21 protein-coding genes and 1 pseudogene are annotated in these 17703 nt (G+C 72.2%); 7 read left to right on the forward strand and 15 right to left on the reverse strand.

The genetic code is table 11. The annotated features are described in order from the left end of the window. The 15 genes and pseudogenes from ACIF6F_RS29040 to ACIF6F_RS29110 all read right to left on the reverse strand — a co-directional run. Positions 1-365 (reverse strand): annotated as a pseudogene (locus ACIF6F_RS29040) (hypothetical protein); the annotation flags it as partial. A gap of 5 nt (positions 366-370) precedes the next feature. Then, positions 371-1630 carry an MFS transporter gene (locus ACIF6F_RS29045; RefSeq protein ID WP_399953107.1) on the reverse strand — a complete coding sequence of 420 codons (1260 nt, stop codon included), beginning with the start codon at positions 1628-1630 and terminating at the stop codon, positions 371-373. A gap of 67 nt (positions 1631-1697) precedes the next feature. Further along, the gene (locus ACIF6F_RS29050; protein WP_399953110.1) at positions 1698-2156 is read right to left on the reverse strand and encodes a hypothetical protein; all 459 of its coding nucleotides are present in this window, start codon (positions 2154-2156) and stop codon (positions 1698-1700) included. Then, positions 2153-2680, reverse strand: a complete 528-nt coding sequence (locus tag ACIF6F_RS29055; protein ID WP_399953113.1) for a hypothetical protein — start codon at positions 2678-2680, stop codon at positions 2153-2155. The genes ACIF6F_RS29050 and ACIF6F_RS29055 overlap by 4 nt, the downstream gene beginning before the upstream one ends. Next, positions 2677-3540: a winged helix-turn-helix transcriptional regulator gene (locus ACIF6F_RS29060; RefSeq protein ID WP_399953116.1), complete on the reverse strand. Its 864-nt coding sequence runs from the start codon at positions 3538-3540 to the stop codon at positions 2677-2679. The genes ACIF6F_RS29055 and ACIF6F_RS29060 overlap by 4 nt, the downstream gene beginning before the upstream one ends. Before the next feature lie 47 nt (positions 3541-3587). Beyond that, on the reverse strand, positions 3588-3998 hold the full coding sequence (locus ACIF6F_RS29065) for a hypothetical protein (RefSeq protein ID WP_399953119.1): 411 nt from the start codon (positions 3996-3998) through the stop codon (positions 3588-3590). Continuing rightward, positions 3999-4445 carry a hypothetical protein gene (locus tag ACIF6F_RS29070; RefSeq protein ID WP_399953122.1) on the reverse strand — a complete coding sequence of 149 codons (447 nt, stop codon included), beginning with the start codon at positions 4443-4445 and terminating at the stop codon, positions 3999-4001. Further along, positions 4442-4888, reverse strand: a complete 447-nt coding sequence (locus ACIF6F_RS29075) for a hypothetical protein (protein WP_399953125.1) — start codon at positions 4886-4888, stop codon at positions 4442-4444. The genes ACIF6F_RS29070 and ACIF6F_RS29075 overlap by 4 nt, the downstream gene beginning before the upstream one ends. Positions 4889-5049: 161 nt before the next feature. Next, positions 5050-5691 carry a hypothetical protein gene (locus ACIF6F_RS29080; protein ID WP_399953128.1) on the reverse strand — a complete coding sequence of 214 codons (642 nt, stop codon included), beginning with the start codon at positions 5689-5691 and terminating at the stop codon, positions 5050-5052. A 122-nt stretch (positions 5692-5813) separates the two neighbouring features. Continuing rightward, positions 5814-6554 (reverse strand): hypothetical protein, encoded by a 741-nt coding sequence (locus ACIF6F_RS29085; protein ID WP_399953131.1) that lies wholly within the window; start codon positions 6552-6554, stop codon positions 5814-5816. A gap of 17 nt (positions 6555-6571) precedes the next feature. Then, positions 6572-7024, reverse strand: coding sequence for a GNAT family N-acetyltransferase (locus ACIF6F_RS29090; protein ID WP_399953136.1), 453 nt, complete (start codon positions 7022-7024; stop codon positions 6572-6574). A 41-nt stretch (positions 7025-7065) separates the two neighbouring features. Then, positions 7066-7755, reverse strand: a complete 690-nt coding sequence (locus tag ACIF6F_RS29095; protein ID WP_399953140.1) for a DUF3631 domain-containing protein — start codon at positions 7753-7755, stop codon at positions 7066-7068. After that, positions 7752-8243, reverse strand: coding sequence for a type II toxin-antitoxin system RelE/ParE family toxin (locus ACIF6F_RS29100; RefSeq protein WP_399953145.1), 492 nt, complete (start codon positions 8241-8243; stop codon positions 7752-7754). Before ACIF6F_RS29100 ends, ACIF6F_RS29095 begins: the two co-directional genes overlap by 4 nt. After that, positions 8240-8890 carry a DUF4913 domain-containing protein gene (locus ACIF6F_RS29105; protein WP_399953148.1) on the reverse strand — a complete coding sequence of 217 codons (651 nt, stop codon included), beginning with the start codon at positions 8888-8890 and terminating at the stop codon, positions 8240-8242. Before ACIF6F_RS29105 ends, ACIF6F_RS29100 begins: the two co-directional genes overlap by 4 nt. Positions 8891-9066: 176 nt before the next feature. Continuing rightward, positions 9067-9822, reverse strand: coding sequence for a DNA-methyltransferase (locus ACIF6F_RS29110; RefSeq protein WP_399953151.1), 756 nt, complete (start codon positions 9820-9822; stop codon positions 9067-9069). A 547-nt stretch (positions 9823-10369) separates the two neighbouring features. Here ACIF6F_RS29110 and ACIF6F_RS29115 point away from each other — a divergent pair. From ACIF6F_RS29115 to ACIF6F_RS29145, 7 genes are all read left to right on the forward strand, one after another. Further along, positions 10370-11509 carry a C40 family peptidase gene (locus ACIF6F_RS29115; protein WP_399953156.1) on the forward strand — a complete coding sequence of 380 codons (1140 nt, stop codon included), beginning with the start codon at positions 10370-10372 and terminating at the stop codon, positions 11507-11509. Between the two features lie 113 nt (positions 11510-11622). Continuing rightward, on the forward strand, positions 11623-11937 hold the full coding sequence (locus ACIF6F_RS29120; RefSeq protein WP_359923034.1) for a DUF6112 family protein: 315 nt from the start codon (positions 11623-11625) through the stop codon (positions 11935-11937). Beyond that, a complete protein-coding gene (locus ACIF6F_RS29125; protein WP_399953159.1) occupies positions 11937-12623 on the forward strand; it encodes a hypothetical protein in 687 nt (228 codons plus the stop codon). Before ACIF6F_RS29120 ends, ACIF6F_RS29125 begins: the two co-directional genes overlap by 1 nt. 35 nt (positions 12624-12658) lie before the next feature. Further along, positions 12659-14014 carry an ATP-binding protein gene (locus ACIF6F_RS29130; RefSeq protein WP_399953162.1) on the forward strand — a complete coding sequence of 452 codons (1356 nt, stop codon included), beginning with the start codon at positions 12659-12661 and terminating at the stop codon, positions 14012-14014. An 84-nt stretch (positions 14015-14098) separates the two neighbouring features. Further along, positions 14099-15565, forward strand: coding sequence for an SCO6880 family protein (locus ACIF6F_RS29135; protein ID WP_399953165.1), 1467 nt, complete (start codon positions 14099-14101; stop codon positions 15563-15565). A 70-nt stretch (positions 15566-15635) separates the two neighbouring features. Further along, the gene (locus tag ACIF6F_RS29140) at positions 15636-16082 is read left to right on the forward strand and encodes a DUF6238 family protein (RefSeq protein WP_399953168.1); all 447 of its coding nucleotides are present in this window, start codon (positions 15636-15638) and stop codon (positions 16080-16082) included. Between the two features lie 30 nt (positions 16083-16112). Next, positions 16113-17630, forward strand: a complete 1518-nt coding sequence (locus ACIF6F_RS29145) for an ATP-binding protein (RefSeq protein ID WP_399953171.1) — start codon at positions 16113-16115, stop codon at positions 17628-17630. Positions 17631-17703: the final 73 nt, after the last annotated feature.

Genomic DNA, 17703 nt, shown 5'->3' on the forward strand with positions numbered 1-17703 from the left:
TCGAAAGCGAGGGCCCTGGAGCCGCATACGCGGCAGACCTCATCCGCCGCTGAGCATCCATTCCGCACGTTCTGACAACGCGGGTTACCAATACGTCCGGTGGGCTGGCGGAGCGGTCGGGGGTCGTTCAACGCGGGGTCCTTGTCTGCGGGGGCGGGGTGGCGGGCGGCTTCGAGGAGGGTCTGCATGTCGGTGGCGAGGCCGCCGGGTGCTTGCAGCAGGCGGGCCAGGGCTGAGGCCTGGTCGGCGGGCAGCCCTTGGAGGCGGCTGGTCAGGGTGCGGAGCAGTGCTGCGGCGCAGGCGGCTTGGTCGGCGGTGTAGGCCGAGACGGTTGCGGGTTGGTCGTTGGGCATGGGCAGTTCCACGGGGGTCAGGTGACGGCCGGGTGGTGGTCGCGCATGGCGGGTTCGCGGCGCAGGCGCCAGAAGGCTGCGGCGAGGCCGATGGCCTGGAGGGCGGCGCAGGCGGTGAGGACGTGGCCGAGGAGGGCCGGTGGGGTGAGGGCGACGAGGATGCCGGCGAGGGGGAACGGCAGGAGCATCACGAGGATGGTGATGCTGAGGGTGGCACCGAAGACCTGTTCGGGGATGAGGTGGGAGCGCAGGGTGCGGAGCACGACGGTCATGCCTCCCTCGCCGGCCATCAGCGCGGCGGTGAGCACCAGGAACTGGGTGTAGGTCCCGGCCTGGGAGACGGCGAGTCCGGCCGCGGCGGCGACGAGGGCGCTGGCTGCTCCGGTGGGCCATAGGCCGACGCGGTCGATGGCGAAGCGGCAGCAGGCGACCGTGAGGAGGGAGGCCGCTGCTGCGGCGGACCAGATGACGCCGACTGCGGCGCTGGAGTGCCCGAAGTGCTGGACGACGATGATCGGGGCGGCGGCCTGGAGCATGCCGGTGGCGATGTTGGAGACGGTGAGTCCGGCGATCAGCCAGGCGAGCGCCGGCAGGGAGATGAGGGTCTTCCAGCCGGTGGCGAGTCCGGTTAGGGCGGAGGCGGCCGGGTCCACCTGGCGGGGTTCGCGGTGCCAGGGGGCGAGGAGCGCGCCGAGGAGGGAGCAGGCGGCGATGGTGATCAGTGTGCCGGTGACCCCGGCCCAGTGCAGGAGGAATCCTGCGGCGGCGGGGCCTGCGAGGGTGGCGGTCTGGTCGATGCCGAGCAGGACGGACTGCACCCGGTGTGCCTGCTCGCCTGCGTCTCTGCTGGCGGTGGCGCCGGCGGTCTCGGCGGCGATGTACGAGAACTCGGTGACCACGCCGGTGGTGGCGGCGAGCGCCATCACCGTGACGGTCGCGCCGATGCCTCCGGCCAGGGCGGGCAGGATGAACGCGGCGGCCAGCACGACCAGGGCGCGCAGTACGGAGGCGATGCGGAAGACTCTCTTGGTGCCGTGCCGGTCGACCATCGCCCCGGCCAGGGAGAATGCGGCGAGGCGGGGTATCCACTCCAGGGCGAATGCCAGGCCGGTCAGGGTCGCCGAGCCGGTGGTGGCCAGCACGATCAGCGGGATGCCGTACGTGGTCATCGCGAAGGCTGCGGCGTCCGCGGTGCGGGGGAGGTAGATCCGGCGCAGTAGGGACAGCTGCGGCAGGAGGGCGTGCCGGGGGCCGGCGATCACGAGCTCGGTGGTCATCGTCGCTTTCACACAAGAACGGCGCCCGCCGCAGCGAGCTGAACAGAGAGAAGGAGGAGGAGCGGGGTCAGCGGCGCGGGCCGCGCGCCTGCGGCGGGGAGTCCGCCGGATGCGCCGGGCCCGCTGTCCTCGTCGGCCCGGCCGACGGCTTGGGCCCGGAGTCGGCGGCCTGGTAGAGGGTCAGGTGGGCATCGAGGCGGCGCAGGAGTTCCCCGCGGCGGACGGCCAGGCGCTCGATGCGGGCGCCCCGGTCGCCGAGGAGGCCGTCGGTGGCCCGGAGGCTGTCGGTGCCGGCCGCGGTCTTCGACAGCTCCTCGATCGCGCGGACGACGTCTTCGAGGAGGTGCCGCTGCACGGTGTCCAGTTCGTGGGCGGTGTTCATCACCGCGAGCACCACGGCCTGCACGTGGCCGGGCGCGTCCTGCATCGCGGCGAACGCCCACACGGACGGGTCGGTGCCGACGGCCTCGGCCACCGTGCGGGTCCCCAGGCCCGCTCCGGCCGGGACGTTGGAGGTAGTGCTCACGCCGCCAGGTCCATCCCGTCCTGCGCGCTTGCCGGCACCGGGTTCGTGGCGAGGGCGTCCCCGTGGTCGCCGGCCCACTGCGACAGGGCGGCCCGTACGGAGTTCAAGGTGCGCGCGGCTTCGTCGTCCGGCCCGGCCTCGTCGGTGGCGCCGGGGTGCAGGGTGAGGAGGGTGAGGGTTGCCTGGACGCGGGTGGTGAAGTCGCTGACCGGGTGGGGGTAGTGGTGGGTGCGGGCCCAGCGGGCCGCAGTGTCGTAGACCTCGGCGAGATCGCGTCCCGCGTCGGTGAGGACGTAGGCAGCGTTGCCGCCCTGGCGTCCGGTGCGCAGCAGGCCCAGGGTGCGGCCGGTGGTGGTGGCGTGGGTGAGCTGGCGGCGGGAGAGGCCGTGCAGGGTGGTGGCGAGCATGCGGCGCTGGAGGGGTCCGTTGTCGTCGATCTCGCTGATGAGGCGGATGAGCCCCATGTGGGCCAGCGTGTCGGCGGCCCGGGACGTCGGGGAGGCGGGGGTGTGGGAGATGTTCATCGGGTGCGGCCTCCTGCCGGTGCGGGGGTGATCGGGCGGGCGGGGGTGGTGTGGGAGAACATGTCGCCCGGCTTCCAGACGGTCTGGGTCGGCCGGGGTGCTGGTGCGGGGTGGCGGGGCTGGGCGGTGAGCCACACACCGGGCCCGCCGGTCATGGCCGGGGAGGGCTCTGGTGCCGGCCCCCAGATCTGGTGGTCACCGGCGACCGCCAGTGGGCGGCCTGCCGCCCAGGCGGACAGGGCCCGGTAGACCGGTGCCAAGTTCCGGCCGGCCGCGGTCAGCTCGACGTGACCGTCGCGGTGACGGTCACGTGTGATCAGGCCGTCCTCGGCCAGCCGCTGCAGCGGCTGGTAGATCACCGAGAGGCTGGAGCCGGGCATCACACTGGCGGCGAGCGCCTTGGCACTGGACGCTCCCCGCGACTGGAGCGTCCACAGGATCGCGGTGGCGTGCCGGGGGGCGAGCAGCGTGAGGGTGTCCTCGATGTCCTGGGCCTGCGGCATCGCCTTGGGCACGCGCTGGCCCGTCACGGCGTCCACGGCGGTGTCCTTCTCCAGGTGGGTCCGGCCCCAGTGGGCCAGCTCCGGCAGCACCGGCAGCACCGCCTTGCCGCGGGCGGACAGCCCATACAGGACGTTGCGCCGGTCGAGGGCGGTGCGCTCGACCAGTCCGGTGTCGGTGAGCTTGCGGAGTTTGGGGTGGAGCTGGCCGTCGACGAGCCAGGGCAGGCGGGTCTTGATGTCGCTGTAGCGCAGGGGCTGTTCGGCCAGGGTCATCAGCACCCACACGTTCCAGCGCGGGGCCAGCATCTGCAGGCTTTCGGTGACGCGGGACAGGTCGGCGGCAACGGTTTCGGGCATGCCAGGGGTAGGCAAAGGGGTGCTCCTGGAACGTGGGTGAAGGAGGTTCAGCGCGTCCGCGCGGCCGGGGCAGCGGGTGCGGGGGCCGGCAGGCCGGGCATGGCCGGGACTTGCTCGGCGGGTGCCGGGGTGCGGTGCAGGCTCTGCAGGACGGCGGAGGTGTGCCGGGCCTGTGAGTCTCGGACGGCGACGGCCTCGCCGATGCGGCGGGCGCAGTCGAGGAGGTGTCCGGCGGTGAAGCGGCCGATCTCACGGTCGGGGTGGGTGAGCTGGCGCAGGCGCTCGGCCTGGAAGGCGATGTCGCGTTCGGCGAACTCGACCGCGGAGACAGAGCCGAGGAGCGCGGCCAGCATGCTGGCGTGGCCGGTGGCGTCCACGTGGGCTTCGAGTTCGGCACGGGGACGGCCGTAGAGGGCTTCGATGCGTTCGGTGATGGCTTGGGAGGTGCGGTGGGGCAATCAGCGGCCTCTCGTTGCGGGCTGTGCCGGTAAGGCGGCCGGGGCGGGACGGGGACTCAGCCGGGCAGCGAGACGCTGCTGATCGAATGCGACCGGCCGGCGGGGAGGATTGGTCGGCGCGGGCATGGTCTTCAGGAGCTCGCCCAGGGCGTTGAGGTACTCGCCCCGGGCGGACAGGGCGGCGTCCATCCACTGCGAGTCCATCCGCAGCTGCGCGGCCGACAGCTCGTCCATGTCCCGGTCCGGGGCCATGGCGGCGTACACCCGGTCCCGGACCCGGGCAACCTGTTCCTCGGTCAGAGCGAGGAAGGAGCGCAGCTCCAGCGCCCGCGACACAGCCAGCGGCGCGATCCCGGCCGCCGCCTGCTCGTACAGCTCGCCGACCGGGGCGCCGAAGAGCTCTTCGAGGCGGGTGTCCTGGCTGGAGGGCTTGGTGGAAGCGCTCATCGCACAGCCCCCCTCACGGGCACCGTGGTGGCGGGCCGGGCAACCGGCGTGGTCCGGACGGCCGGAGCCAGTCCGTTGGTGCGTGCGGACCAGGCAGCGCGGTTGCCGGGGGCGTTGCCGTCGAGCAGGTAGCGCACGACCATGGCGCGGCCGTCGCGGACGGAGACCGCCGCGTTCACCTGGTGGGCCAGGGCCATGGCGGGATCGTCCAGCTCGCCCGGGGTGCTGCCGAGTTCCGCGACGAGCGCGTCCTCGGCCCGGGTGAGGGCTTCCTGGGCATCGGTGAGATGCCCGTACCAGCGCAGGACCGTGGTCGCGCCGGGATCGGCGCCCGGTGCCGCCGTGACCGCGGCCCGCAGCTCGTCGAGGGTGATCCCGTATCGGGCTTCGATCTGCTGGGTGATGACACCCACGACATCGTCGGACTCCAGCTCTTGGGACACCGTGGACTCCTCTCTAAAAAAGTGGGCATGCCTCGCCCAGGGCGACAGGCAGGGGTGGGAAACCCGGGCGGCGTAGGACCGCCGGGCTGATTCAAGAGTCCGGACAATCCCCGGTTTGGCTAACCGGGGATGTGCTGTTACCTTCTCCGCCCGCAGCGCGGTCAGCGGGACCGTCCCGGACGCGGACCTGTGGTAGCGGCCGGGGGGCGTGCCGGGGCCGCAGGAGTGCGTGCGCCCGTTGCCCGCAGCGGCGGCGGGGCCGGGAGCGGGGTGGCGCGGTCCTCCAGCCACGCGTCCGCAGCCTCGAAGGTCTCGAAGCCGCCCTCGCGCAGGGTGTGGGTCCACGTGCCGGTGTCCACCTCCTCCAACAGGACCCGGTAGGGGTACGGCGTCCGCTCGTCGAGGGCCCGCAAGAGCACCGTGATCTGCGGTTTCGGGCCGGAGTCCTCGGTGTAGCTGAACAGGAGGGCGAAGTTGTCCCCGTCGCTCATCAGTTGCCGCTCCAGCGCGGCGGTGGTCTCGTGCGCAGGCTTGGTGCCGATCCCCCTCTTCAAAGCGATGGCATCAGCGGGGCAGCCTCGCTTGATCAGCCAGGACTGGGCCATGGACGGCAGCGGCAGCCTGACGAGGTCGGCCGTGAACGTACGTGCTGTGTTGTCGCGGGCGAGGTGTAGAGCAATCAGCTGCGGCTCGCCAGGGATTCCCCAGGTAGCCGTGCCGTCGTGCAGCACAAAGAAGCTGGTGCTGCCATCCGGGGTGTGATGGGCGGCCAGGGTGGTCATCATGTCGGAGTTGATCTCCACGGACCCGATGCTCTCCCCCGTCGCGGGGTCCGCAGGCTGCAGGCCGCCGAGACGGAGGTCAGGCGTGTAGTCGGAGGGTGGCAAGGAGGTCCATTCGTCGTGCGTGAGGTGGGCGGGCGGAGTCAGCGATGGGCCCGAGTGGCAGGCGCGGGCCAGGCACCGGCGCGGACGGCCGGAGGGGACCCGGGCGCGTTCGTACGCCGGGGTCCGGTGAGCGTGGCGCGTCCGGCCTCGGTCAGGGTGAGGGGGACCCCGGCGTGGACGGGGCGGGTAGCGTCCCGCGCGACCAGGCCGGCGGACTCGAGCCTTTGGAGTGCCGAGTAGGCGATGCGGGTGCCGGAGGCGGTGATGACCGACAGCCGCTGGGTGAGCAGGTTCTCGTGGAGCTTGGCGCCGCGGGCGATGGCCAGCAGCGCGGCGGTGTCCGGGGCCGACAGGTCCGGTGTCCCGTTGGTGTCCGGCCGTGCGGGGCCGGCGCACTGGAGTTCGGACAAGGCGGCGAGGACGGCGTCGCGGTGGGTGTCGCGGGTGGCGGCGGCCTGCCGCAGGTGGCCGATGGACCGGTCGATGCGGTCCGCGACCGTGGTGTCCACGACAGGCTCGTCGAACAGCAGCCGGCGCAGGTACTCGCGGTGGTAGTCCACGGCCCGCTGCGCCTGGCGCATCAGCCGGTGGGCGTCGGCCAGGGCCGCCGTCGGCTCGTCGAGCAGGCCGCGTTCGTGGTACTCGGCGAGGCCGGTCACGCTGTGACCGGTGACGGTGTGGATCCGGTCGGCAAGCGCCGCATCCGGCGCTGAGGAGGAGGCGGGTGTGGTGGAGATGGGCGGCTCCCGGAGATGGGGGAAGCGGTCGGAGGTGTTCAAGGGCCGGACGGCGTGCGTCAGCTCGTGAGCTGGACGCGGACGTCCACGTGGCTGCCGTGTGGTGTCTTTGTGGCGGGACCGAGGCGGCGCAGGATGCGGAGCATCGGCGTGTTCGACGCCGCGGTGTAAACGGACAGGGTGTGGGCTCCGCTGCGGCGGGCGTGCGCGGCGGCGTGGCGGGCCATCAGCGTGCCGATACCGCGCTGCTGATGGGCGTCGGCGACTTGCAGGCCGAGGTCCATCACCTGCGGCTCGCCACTGATGCCTCCGGTGGTGGCCACGGCGGTCACCTGCCCGGCGGCATCCAGGCCCAGCCACGTCGTACCAACGGCCAGCAGGCGCTCGACATCGCGGATTGCAACGCGGGTCCGCCCCCACCGCAGGTGAAGACCGGCCGGTGAGCAGCGGCGGTGGAACGCGTCGATGCGGGCGATGTCCGAACCGGCAGCCCGCCGGATACCGGCAAGCACAACCGCCGCGCCAGGCAGGGGGCGTGGGGCGGCGTCCCGGTTCAGCAGAGGTCTTCGCCCCACGCCGCCGAGACGAAGGCGGTGCGGCGATACGACTTGCGGCGCCGGCCGTCCGGCAGGGTGATGTCGCGAGTCTGGATCCCGAACGGAGCCAGCAGCTGGGCCAGCCGGGGCTGGGTGAGGTCGGCGTAGGACCAGCGGCCCTCCGCGGTGCCGGGCAGGCGCCGCAGTCCCTCCACCAGGTCCGCCGACGCCAGAGCGTCCGGATCGCCAAGCGTGCAGAACACCACCAGGCACGCATCCAGCAGATCGGCCGGTTCCGCGCCGGCCTGCCGGCAGCGGCCGTCCTCCGGCCCCTGCCCGCACGGAAGGCACTCGGGTTCGGCCGGGACGTCTCCGCTCGGGCGGCAGCAGTCCGCGTCCGCATCGGGCTCGCCCGCGGCGGGCGGGGCGCTGCCGGTGACCGGGGCGCAGGGGGCGGACAGCAGGAGGGACAGCTCGACACCGGCGGCGAGCCGGTCGAGGAGGAGCTCGGTGCATTCCTCCACGTACGTCTGCGGCGAGGTGTTCTCGGGCAGCGGCCGGGAGAACCTCTCCAGGAGCTGGCCTTCAAGGTTCTGGACGGTGGTGTGGGCGTCCAGGAGGGCCCGGTGTTGGGGGTTCTCCGGCTTCGGTGCCGTTCCGAGGAGGCTGTGGGCGAAGGCGTCGAGGAGGTTGGGGTAGGTCGTCAACGGGTGGGACCTTTCGTGGTGAGGGAAGTGAGTGCGGGCTGGGGCAGGCCCGGCATCGGGTACGGCACAGCGCCGGGCTTGGGTACGGGCCGGTAGCCGTCCAGCTGGGGGGAGCGGGCGCGGGCGGCGTGGGTAAGCGCGCTGACGGGGCGCCGCTTGATGCCCAGGCGGGCGGCGGCGGTGTTGTAGACGTCGTGGCGGTCCCGCGGGCGGACCGCGACCACGTGGATTTCGGTGCGGAAGGCGGAGCCCGCCGGGGCCGGGCGCTGGGCGTAGACGATGCGCCATGCGGCGCGGTGGTCGACGTAGAGCTTGCGTAGGCCGGCGAGGTCGCCGGTGAGCTTGCCGCCGAACAGGCGGGCGTTGACGACGTCCTGGAGCTGGGCGAGGGCGAGGTCGCGAATGTCGCTCGGGGCGGCGAGCAGGTCGTTCCAGGCGCGCGGATCGAAGTTGAGGCTGAACGCGGGCCGGGGCTCGGGCCCGCTCACGTCACGGTCCCGTTCATGCCAGGGGTGTCCTCGGCGTGCGGATCGGCGGTCCGGTCGGAGCGGCCGGGACCGCGCAGGAGACGGTGGGCGGGCCGGTCCGGATCGGTCTGGCAGGCGGAGAGAGGTCCGCCCGGTGCGCGGACGGCGGCCATGGCGTGGGTGAGGAAGTCCCGGTGCCACACGAAGATCCCCGCCAGGCCGGCGTCGGGTTCCTTGTGCTGGAGGTAGGCCAGCCACAGGGCATGCAGCCAGGCCACCACGTCAAGGTGTTCCTGCCACTGCCCGCACCACGGCGCGGCGGTGGTGATCTCCGCGCCGTAGACGCGCATCAGGAAGTCCTCGACCCAGTCCGTGAGCGTGTCGAGCTCGTTCTCGTACTCCTCGCCCTCCAGCTCCAGGATCGGCCGCGGCTCCGGCGGGAGCGCGGGCGGCGCCGACATCCCCGGCATGCCGGGGAGCGAGGGCATGGCGAAGCCGGGGAAGGGCATCGGGGCGGGGGCGGTAGCCAGGCTGTCGAGCTGGCGGGCCTGTTCGGCTGAGCGGTCCAGGAGTTTGAGGACGCTGGCCTGGATGCTTTCAAGGTCGGATTCCGGTATCCGGACCGGTTCCAGTTCCTCGCCGCCGGTGGCGTCTGGTGATTCGTGCACGGGAAAGGGGTCTCCTCGCAGCCGTAGACGGCATGGGGAATTCGGGAAGGGGACTTCAACGATCCACGGGATCCCCGGTTTGGCTAACCGGGGATCCCGTGTTACAAAGCCCGGAAACCGGACAGGAACGCGGGTCGAAACCTCGGGAATCTGCCCCCGTGAGACGGTGGGCGGTATCAGGCGGACAGGGTGAAGTCGTCCTGGGTGAGGGTCTGCTGGAGGGTTTCGGTGAGCCGGCCGGTGGCGATCTCGGCGTAGTGCTTGGTCTTCTCCACGCCGATGAAGTCGCGGCCCTCCAGCAGGGCGGCGACGCCGGTGGATCCGGAGCCTGCGCAGAAGTCCAGCACCGTGCCGCCCGGCGGGCTGATCTTGACCAGCTCCCGCATCACCGCCACGGGCTTCTGCGTGATGTGCCGCCTGTTCTTGCCCGAGGGCTGCGAGGCCGAGTACAGGCCGGGCAGGTAGACCTCGTTCCGGTCCCCGTCGATGGCGCCGTTGGAGCCCCAGACGATGAACTCGCAGTTCTGTGTGAACCGCCCCTTCTGGGGCCTGGCCTGTGGCTTGTGCCAGGCCAGGACACCGCGCCACAGCCAGCCAGCGGCCTGGAGCGCGTCGGTGGTGACGGGCAGCTGGCGCCAGTCGGTGAACAGCAGCGCCGTCCCGCCGGCACGGGTGAGGCGGTGGGCCTCGGTCATGATCTGGGTGAGCCAGAAGCCGTAGGAACGCTGATCCATGTTCTCGCCGGTGAAGTCCGGCAGGCTGTGGCCCGCGTCCGCGGAGGTGTACTTTTGGCGCGCAGTCCGGGAGGTGCGCTCCTTCGCGGTCCGCCCGCCGGAGTTGTAGGGCGGGTCGGTGATGACGGAGTCGACGCAGTCGTCCGGGAGAGTGGACAGGACGCTGAGCGCGTCACCCTGGTGCAGGGAGAAAGGCAAAGAGATACCCCAATCTGGGTCGGGAAAGGGATGGGGCTCCCCAGAACGCGCCAATGGGGCACACGCCAGCCAGGCGGTATGCGGGCATGGCAAGGCCACGGCAGAAAGCGCCGGTAGTTGCAAGGGGGAGTCCCAAAACTGTAGGGCACGATCCCCGGTTGACCACGGTCGCGGCCAAAACCCTTGAAATAGAGCCTTGATCATCTATTTCTTGGTCAACCGGCGATCGGCACCTACAGTTTTGGAACCACCACGGCACGCACCGACTGCTGGATGGCTTCCCCCACCCATGCCCTCACGGAGGATCCCTGCGCCCAGGCACACCTGAACCCGCGCCCTGCCAGACCGGAGCGAGAGGCAACTCGAGCCGGCCCCGGCAGGAGCTCTAGATCACCCATCACCCGGCACGACGCGCCCTTCTCACACGCTCCACGGACCGCGCGGCCGGGGCTTCACCCCCCAAGGACACTGCTGTGACACGACCCTGCCCTCCCCTGCCTGAATCCCGGCCGCCGGCACCGCCCGGCGAGCGGGGAGGCACACCGGATTGAAGGCCGTAGCCGCCGCTCTCGGCGTCGTCTGCCTGACCCCCCTTCTCCTCGCCGGCACTGCCGCCATCGCGGCGGCCGGAAGCGCCGGTGCCTCCCGGTCCGTGAACTGCACCCCTGGCGGCGGCACCGTCGACACCGGTGCCGTCGCCCGGCAGGTCGCGGCCATCCTCGGCGGCCAGGGCGCCGACCAGAACCTTCGTGTTGAAGGCCTGGAACTGCCTGCCGAGCAGATCCCGCATGCCAAGACCATCGTGGCCACTGGCGTCGCGATGAAGGTGCCCGAGCGTGGGCAGCTCGTCGCCCTCGCCACCGCCATCCAGGAATCCCGCCTGCGCAACCTCACCTACGGCGACCGCGACAGCCTGGGGTTGTTCCAGCAGCGGCCCAGCCAGGGCTGGGGAACCCCCGAGCAGATTCGCGATCCTGTGTACGCCTCCACGCGCTTCTACAAGGGGCTGTTGGAGGTGAACGGCTGGCAGCAGATGACCATCACCCAAGCCGCCCAAGCGGTGCAGCGCTCCGGCTACCCGGACGCTTACGCCCAGTGGGAGCCTCTCGCCCGGGCACTGCAGCAGGCCATCGTCAAAACCCTCCCGAACGGCGGCCAGACCCAACCCGGCCAGCCCGACACCGGAAGCGGGGGCGGCACGGGCGGCTGCCGGCCAGGCGAGGACGGGTCCGGCTGGGGTGAGATCCCCGAAGGCGCCGTCCCCGACGGGTACAAGATCCCCGCGGACGCCTCGCCGAAGGCCCGCACCGCCATCGACTGGGCGATGCACCAGCTCGGCACGATGTACCAGTGGGGCGGCACATGTCTCGCCCCGCGCGGGCCCGACCCGATGGGCCGCTGCGACTGCAGCTCCCTGATGCAGCAGGCGTACGCCAAGGCCGGCGTCCAGCTGACCCGCACCACGTACACCCAGGTCAAGGAAGGCGACCCGGTCCCGGCCAGTGCCCTCAAGCCCGGTGACCTGCTCTTCACCCGCGGCACCGCAGCCGTGCCCGAGCACGTCGGCATGTACATGGGCGCAGGGCTCGTGATCAACGCGCCGAAGACCGGGCGTCCGGTGCGGATCGAGAAGGTCGGCGACTGGCAGATCCTCGCCGTCCGCCGCATCCCCGCGCTGGGCAGCTGACCGCCTCCTGCGCCCCGGCCTGATCCGGGCCCCCTCACGCGCCCCGAGCGCCCTCTTCCCTTCCCCCGCATTCCGCACGGCCGCTTTGCCCTGCGCACGCAAGGAGCTCCGCCATACCTATTCCACTCGCAGACCGCGTCACCCACCTCGCCTTCGACCCCGGCATCACCCCGAAGGGTGGCGGCCTCCCGGGACTTGACGTCCTGCGCAACGTCGTCAGCTCGATCAACATGTTCGGCATCATCGCTGTCGTCGGCGCCCTGGCCGTATCCCTCGGCGTGTGGGCCTGGGGCCACCACACCGGCGGCCACCAGGCCGAGGCCAACGGCAAGAAGGGAGCCGTAGTCTCCGCCGGCGCGGCCCTCGGTCTCGGCGCCGCCAACGGCATCGTCGCCTTCTTCTCCGCCCTCGGCACCCAGGTCCGCTGATGGGAAGGCGCTCTCTGTCCCCCTTGCACCCTGCCACCTCGCACTGGTCCGCCAAGCGGCGGATCACCGTCCTGGTGACCGTGACGGCCGTGCTGCTGGCGGTCGCCGCAGCCGCGGCCCTCCTCGCCAGCCGGGACCAGGGCAAGGCCCGCACGCCAACGGCGCCGGCCTCGGCCAAGCCCTCACCGTCCACACCGGGCGCGCCGAAGCCCGGCACGGGTACGGGCTCGGTTCCGGCGCCGCCGCGGCTGGCGGATCCGCTGGCCTACGGGCGGGCGGCGGCGGTGATGCTGTGGTCTTACGACACCCGCACCACTAGCCGTGACCAGCAGCTCGCCGGCATGCACGCCTGGATGACCGCGGAGAAGAAGTACACCGACTGGACGTCCCTGTCCGCCCAGATTCCGGACCCCGTCCTGTGGTCGCGGATGGCCGACAACTCCCAGCATGCCACCGCGACCGTGACCGACGCCCGTTTCCCTTCCGCGTTCAAGCAGGCCCTCGCGGAGAACCCGACGGCGATCACCGAGGCGTACATCTACGCGGTCACCGTAACCGGCAAGCAGTCCATCGCATGGAAGGACGGCGGGGGCGGAGCGGAGGACCGTTCGGTCACCCTCGCCGTCCAGTGCCGGCCCGGCGCCGACTGCGCCCTGGTCTCCCTCGCCCCGAGCGTCGCCCCGTAGCCCGCCACTGAACCGATAAGGAGGTCCCACTCCCCGTGGACTTCTGCTCCCTGCCTCTGGCGAGCAAGCTGTGCACCGCGGCCGACGCCATCGACTTCGTCAACGATCCGGGTAAGGCCATCACCGAAGGCATCGGCAACTGGATCGCCAAGTCGGTCGGTGAGTTCGCCGCCGGAGCCGCCGACCTGGCCGCCGAGGCCGTCGACACCACCACCAAGGTCGACCTGCGCGCCGGGTGGTTTGTCGACAACTACGAACTGCTGCTGCCCATCGGCCTGACCATCCTGGTCGCCACCTTCTGCGCCCAGCTCATCCGGGCCGCCGTCAAACGCGACGGCCAGGCACTGGCACAGGCGTTCACCGGCACCGCCTCCGGTGTCTTGTTCTCCTTCGCCGCCATCGCGCTGACGACCGCGGCCATCGAAGTCGTCGACGCGCTGTCGGCCGGCCTGTTCGCCGCGGCGGACACCTCCATCCAGGAAGCCGTACGGCGCATGGTCAAGGCCAGTTACGTCGGCTCGATGGTGCCGCTGGGCTGGATGATCCCCGCCGTCGTCGGCCTCGGCTCCGCGATCGGAGCGCTGCTGTACTGGTGCGTGATGATGGTCCGCAAGGTCGGCATCCTCGTCCTGGTCACCCTCGCGGTCTTCGCCGGAGCCGGCGGCGGCTGGGAAGCCGCCCGCCGCTGGCGCCGCGGCTGGATCGAAGCCACTGCCACGTTGGTAGTCAGCAAGCTGCTGATGACGATCGTCTTCCTGCTCGGTGTCTCCGCCCTCGGACGGACCGAGCCCAAGGACGGCATGGCCGCGCTCGCCGACTGCCTCGCCGGTGCCGTGATCATGATGCTGGTCCTGCTCTGCCCGTACGCCACGTTCAAGTTCGTGCACTGGGCCGCCGAGGGCACCGACGGCGAATCCATCCACCGGGCCGGCGGCGCGGGCGCGCAGATCGCCAAGCAGCACACCGAGCAGGCCGCCCGCAAGGCCGCCGCGATGGCCGCGACCGGCGGTGCCGGAGGCGCCGCCGCCGGAGCAGGCGCCGCCCCGCAGGGGCCGGCCAGTGTCCCCGGCCAGTTCCCCGGCGACGTCGCCGCCAGCCCCACCGGCGGCGCGGGCGGGGAGAAGAACACCGCGCCGATGCCGTCCACGGGAGGCGGGCTCACCGATGGGCTGTCGAAGGTGGTCCAGCCTCCGCCGACCCGCGTGAACCAGGACACCAGCGGCCACCTCGGGGGCAGCCCCGGTCCGCAGGCCGGGCCGACCTCCCCGAGCCCTGGTGCCGGTCCGGTACCGCGCAGCACACAGCAGGTGCCGCCCCAGGGCACCCCGAGTGCGACAGCCGGATCCGCCGGCAGCCCGTTCACCGCGTCACCCCCGCCGACCGGTTCCTGATCCGTTCGCCCCAGCCCGGGCGGGACGCCCACACCGCGTGTCCCGCCCGGGCGCCAGCCCCGCGCCCCGAAAGCGGCCCCTGCCTTGTCTGATCTCTCCCTGTCCCCACTGACGATCAAGTTCCCCCACCGGTCCCGGCGCGGCATCCTCCTCGGCCTGTCCCTGCCCCAGCTCGTCCTCACCTCCGCAGCCCTCGCCCTGCTCCTGGCGACCGTCGTCTCCACCGGCCTTCTCGGCGCGCTCGCCCTGACCCCCCTGTGGGCGGCCGTCGCCGCCCTCGTCGCGATCCGCCGCCACGGCCGCTCCTTGATCGACTGGGCGCCGATCGTCCTGCGCTACGCGCACCGCCGGCGCACCGGCCAGACCATGTGGCTGGCCCGCGCGGTCTCCCGCCCGCAAGTCGACGGCCTGCTCCACCTTCCCGGCACCGCCGCCTCCCTGCAGGTGGTCACCCCTGCCGGATCCCAGGCCGCCGCCGTCCACGACCCCCACCACCAGACCCTCACCGCCGTGGCCCGCGTCACCTCCCGCGCCTTCGCCCTCCTCGACCCCGCCACCCAGAACGCCAACGTGAGTGCCTGGGGGCGGGCACTGGCCGGCATCGCCCGCACCGGGCACATCGCCACCGTCCAGGTCCTGGAGCGCACGGTCCCCGACTCCGGCGACACCCTCACCCGCCACTGGACCACCCACGGCCACCCCCAGGCCCCGGTCGCCGGGCAGGTGTACGCCGACCTCGTCGCCTCCGCCGGACCGGCCGCCGCACCGCACGAGACGTACCTGGCGGTCTCCCTGGACATGAAGGCCGCCAAGCGCCTGATCTCCCAGGCCGGCGGCGGCCTCCCCGGAGCGTTCACCGTGCTGGGGCAGACCACCGCCTCCGTCGCCCAGGCCGCCCGCAGCGCGGGTCTGATGGTCACCGGCTGGCTGACCGCCCGGGAGATCGCCGCCGTCGTCCGCACCGCCTACGACCCAAGGGCCCTGTCCTCACTGCAGCAGTGGTCCGAACACGGGCGAGCCGAGGCCAACCCCGCAGCCGCGGGACCCGTCGTCCAGGTCGAGGAGTACGACCGGGTCATCACCGACACCGCCCGCCACGCCACCTACTGGGTGGAGAACTGGCCCCGCACCGAGACCGCGCCGGGCTTCCTGCACGGGCTGATGTTCACCGCCGGTGTCCGCCGCTCCTTCTCCCTCATATACGTCCCCCAGGAGCTCGAGTCCGCGCTGCGGGACGTGCAGCGCACCAAGGCCACGATCATCGCCGATGCCAACGAACGGGCCCGCCGCGGCCAGGTCGACTCCGAAGCCGACTCCGTGGAATACACCGACGTCAAGGAACGCGAGCGCCAGCTCATCGCCGGGCACGCCGACGTCGCCCTCACCGGCCTTCTCACCGTATCCGCCGAGACCGACGCCCAACTGGACGCCGCCTGCGCGCAGATCGAGACCGCAGCCGTCACCTCCCAGGTCGACCTGCGCCGCCTGGCCTACCAGCAGCCCGACGCCTTCACCCTCGCCGCCCTCCCCCTCGCCCGCACCGCCCTGTAACCGGCACGGACCGACCATCGCTTACCGCCCCGCCGCCGCTGACCCGCCCAACAGAAAGACGCCCTGCTTCTTGGCTTCCTCCCTCACCGACTCCGGCGACGCGCACCCCTACCTGCGGGCCGCCACCGCCGGCATCCGCCACCACACCCGCCAAAGCGCCACCGCCGGCTTTCCGGCCGACCGCGCCCACCTCGATGTCCTGCACGGCCACCTGACCGGACTGCACCTGCTCCTGGACCAGCTCGCCGAGGCCACACGGCCCGCCCACCCGGCAGCCGGACGCCACCTCGCCGCAGCTCACCTGCGGCTGTGGCAGGCCGCAGCCGGCGTCCACGACGCCTTCCACACCCTCCCCGCTGCCTCGAAGGCCGGCGCGGACCCCGTCTGCCGCCCCGAGACGCTGCCCGAGGGGCCGCCCGTCCTCACCATCTGCCAGCGCCACCTCGCCTCCGGGCACTCCATCCGCCGCAAGACCACCCCCAGCGACCACAGCCCCCCCACCGCCGGCACCGTGTGAGCGGCCGCCACCGCAGAATCGATCCGCCCCATGCCCCAGCAGCACCGCCCCGGCCGCCGCGCACGCCGCGCCAGCGCCTCCCCTCTGTTCACCCCGCACGGCACCGACCGCGCCAGCCGCCGCGCCGCCCGCAAACAGCTCGCCGAAGCCGAGGCCAAAGCCCGCGCAGCCACCACCGCTGCCCACGGACCCGAGCCCGCCGAAGCGGAAATGCCACTGGCAGTCCACCCCCCGGCCGGGCGCCTTGGTCCCGCCTCCGCCCGCGGCAGCCGCCTGCGGCTGCCCGCCCACCGCATGACCACCGCGGTCGCCGCCGGCGCGTACCCGTTCCTCGCCGAAGGCGGACTCGGCGCCGACGGCATCTACATCGGCCGCGACGTCCACGCCGAAGCCGCCTTCACCTTCGACCCGTTCACCCTGTACGGCAAGGTCGAAGGGTTCACCAACCCCAACGTGCTGTTGGCCGGGGTCATCGGCCAGGGCAAGTCGGCGCTGGCGAAGTCCTTCGCGCTGCGGTCGGTTGCGTTCGGCTACCGCGTCTACGTGCCCTGCGACCCGAAGGGCGAGTGGACTCCCGTTGCCCAGGCGCTCGGCGGCACCTCGATCGCGCTGGGCCCCGGCCTGCCCGGCCGCCTCAACCCTCTCGACGCAGCGCCCAGGCCGCCGTCCGTACCGGAAGCGGACTGGGCGGGCGAGATCCGCAAGCGGCGCCTGCTCCTGCTCGGCTCCCTCGCCCGCACGGTGCTGGGCCGGGACCTGATGCCGATGGAGCACACCGCCCTCGACATCGCCCTCGACGGCGTCGTGAAGGCCGCCGCCCACGCCGGGCGCACCCCGCTTCTCGGCGACATCGCCCACACCCTCGCCCAGCCCGCCCTCCTCGACCAGGCCGCCGGCACCGTCTCCGGCTACCTCGGCGACGCCGCCCGCGACCTCGCCCACGCCCTGCGCCGCATGGTCCACGGCGACCTCGCCGGCATGTTCGACGCCCCCTCCACCGTCGCCTTCGACCCGAACACCCCGATGCTCAGCATCGACCTGTCCCGGCTCGGCGGCTCCGGCGACGACACAGGCCTCGTCCTCGCCATGACCTGCGCCTCCGCCTGGATGGAATCCGCCCTCACCGATCCCCGAGGCGGGCGCCGCTGGATCGTCTACGACGAGGCATGGCGCATCCTGCGCCACCCCGCCCTGCTCCAGCGCATGCAAGCCCAGTGGAAGCTCTCCCGCGGCCTGGGCATCGCCAACCTCATGGTCGTCCACCGCCTCTCCGACCTGCTCTCCGCCGGCGACGCCGGATCCCAGGGCCGGGCCCTGGCCGAGGGACTCCTCGCCGACTGCTCCACCCGCATCGTCTACCGGCAGGAAACCGACCAACTCCACGCAGCCGCCGCCCTGCTCGGCCTCACCAGCGTCGAAACCGAGGCGATCTCCCACCTCAGCCGCGGGCGCGGCCTGTGGAAGGTCGCAGGCAGATCATTCATCGTTCAACATCTTCTCCATCCGGCCGAACAGCACCTGTTCGACACCGACGCCCGCATGCACTGAGGTCTGCCCACCTCACCGGGCCACCCCTCACATCCGAATCCCCTCCAGGAGGGCCCCATAGAATCCCACCCGA

The organism is Streptomyces sp. NPDC086023 (assembly GCF_044540325.1).
In the GTDB taxonomy this organism is placed as follows: domain Bacteria; phylum Actinomycetota; class Actinomycetes; order Streptomycetales; family Streptomycetaceae; genus Streptomyces.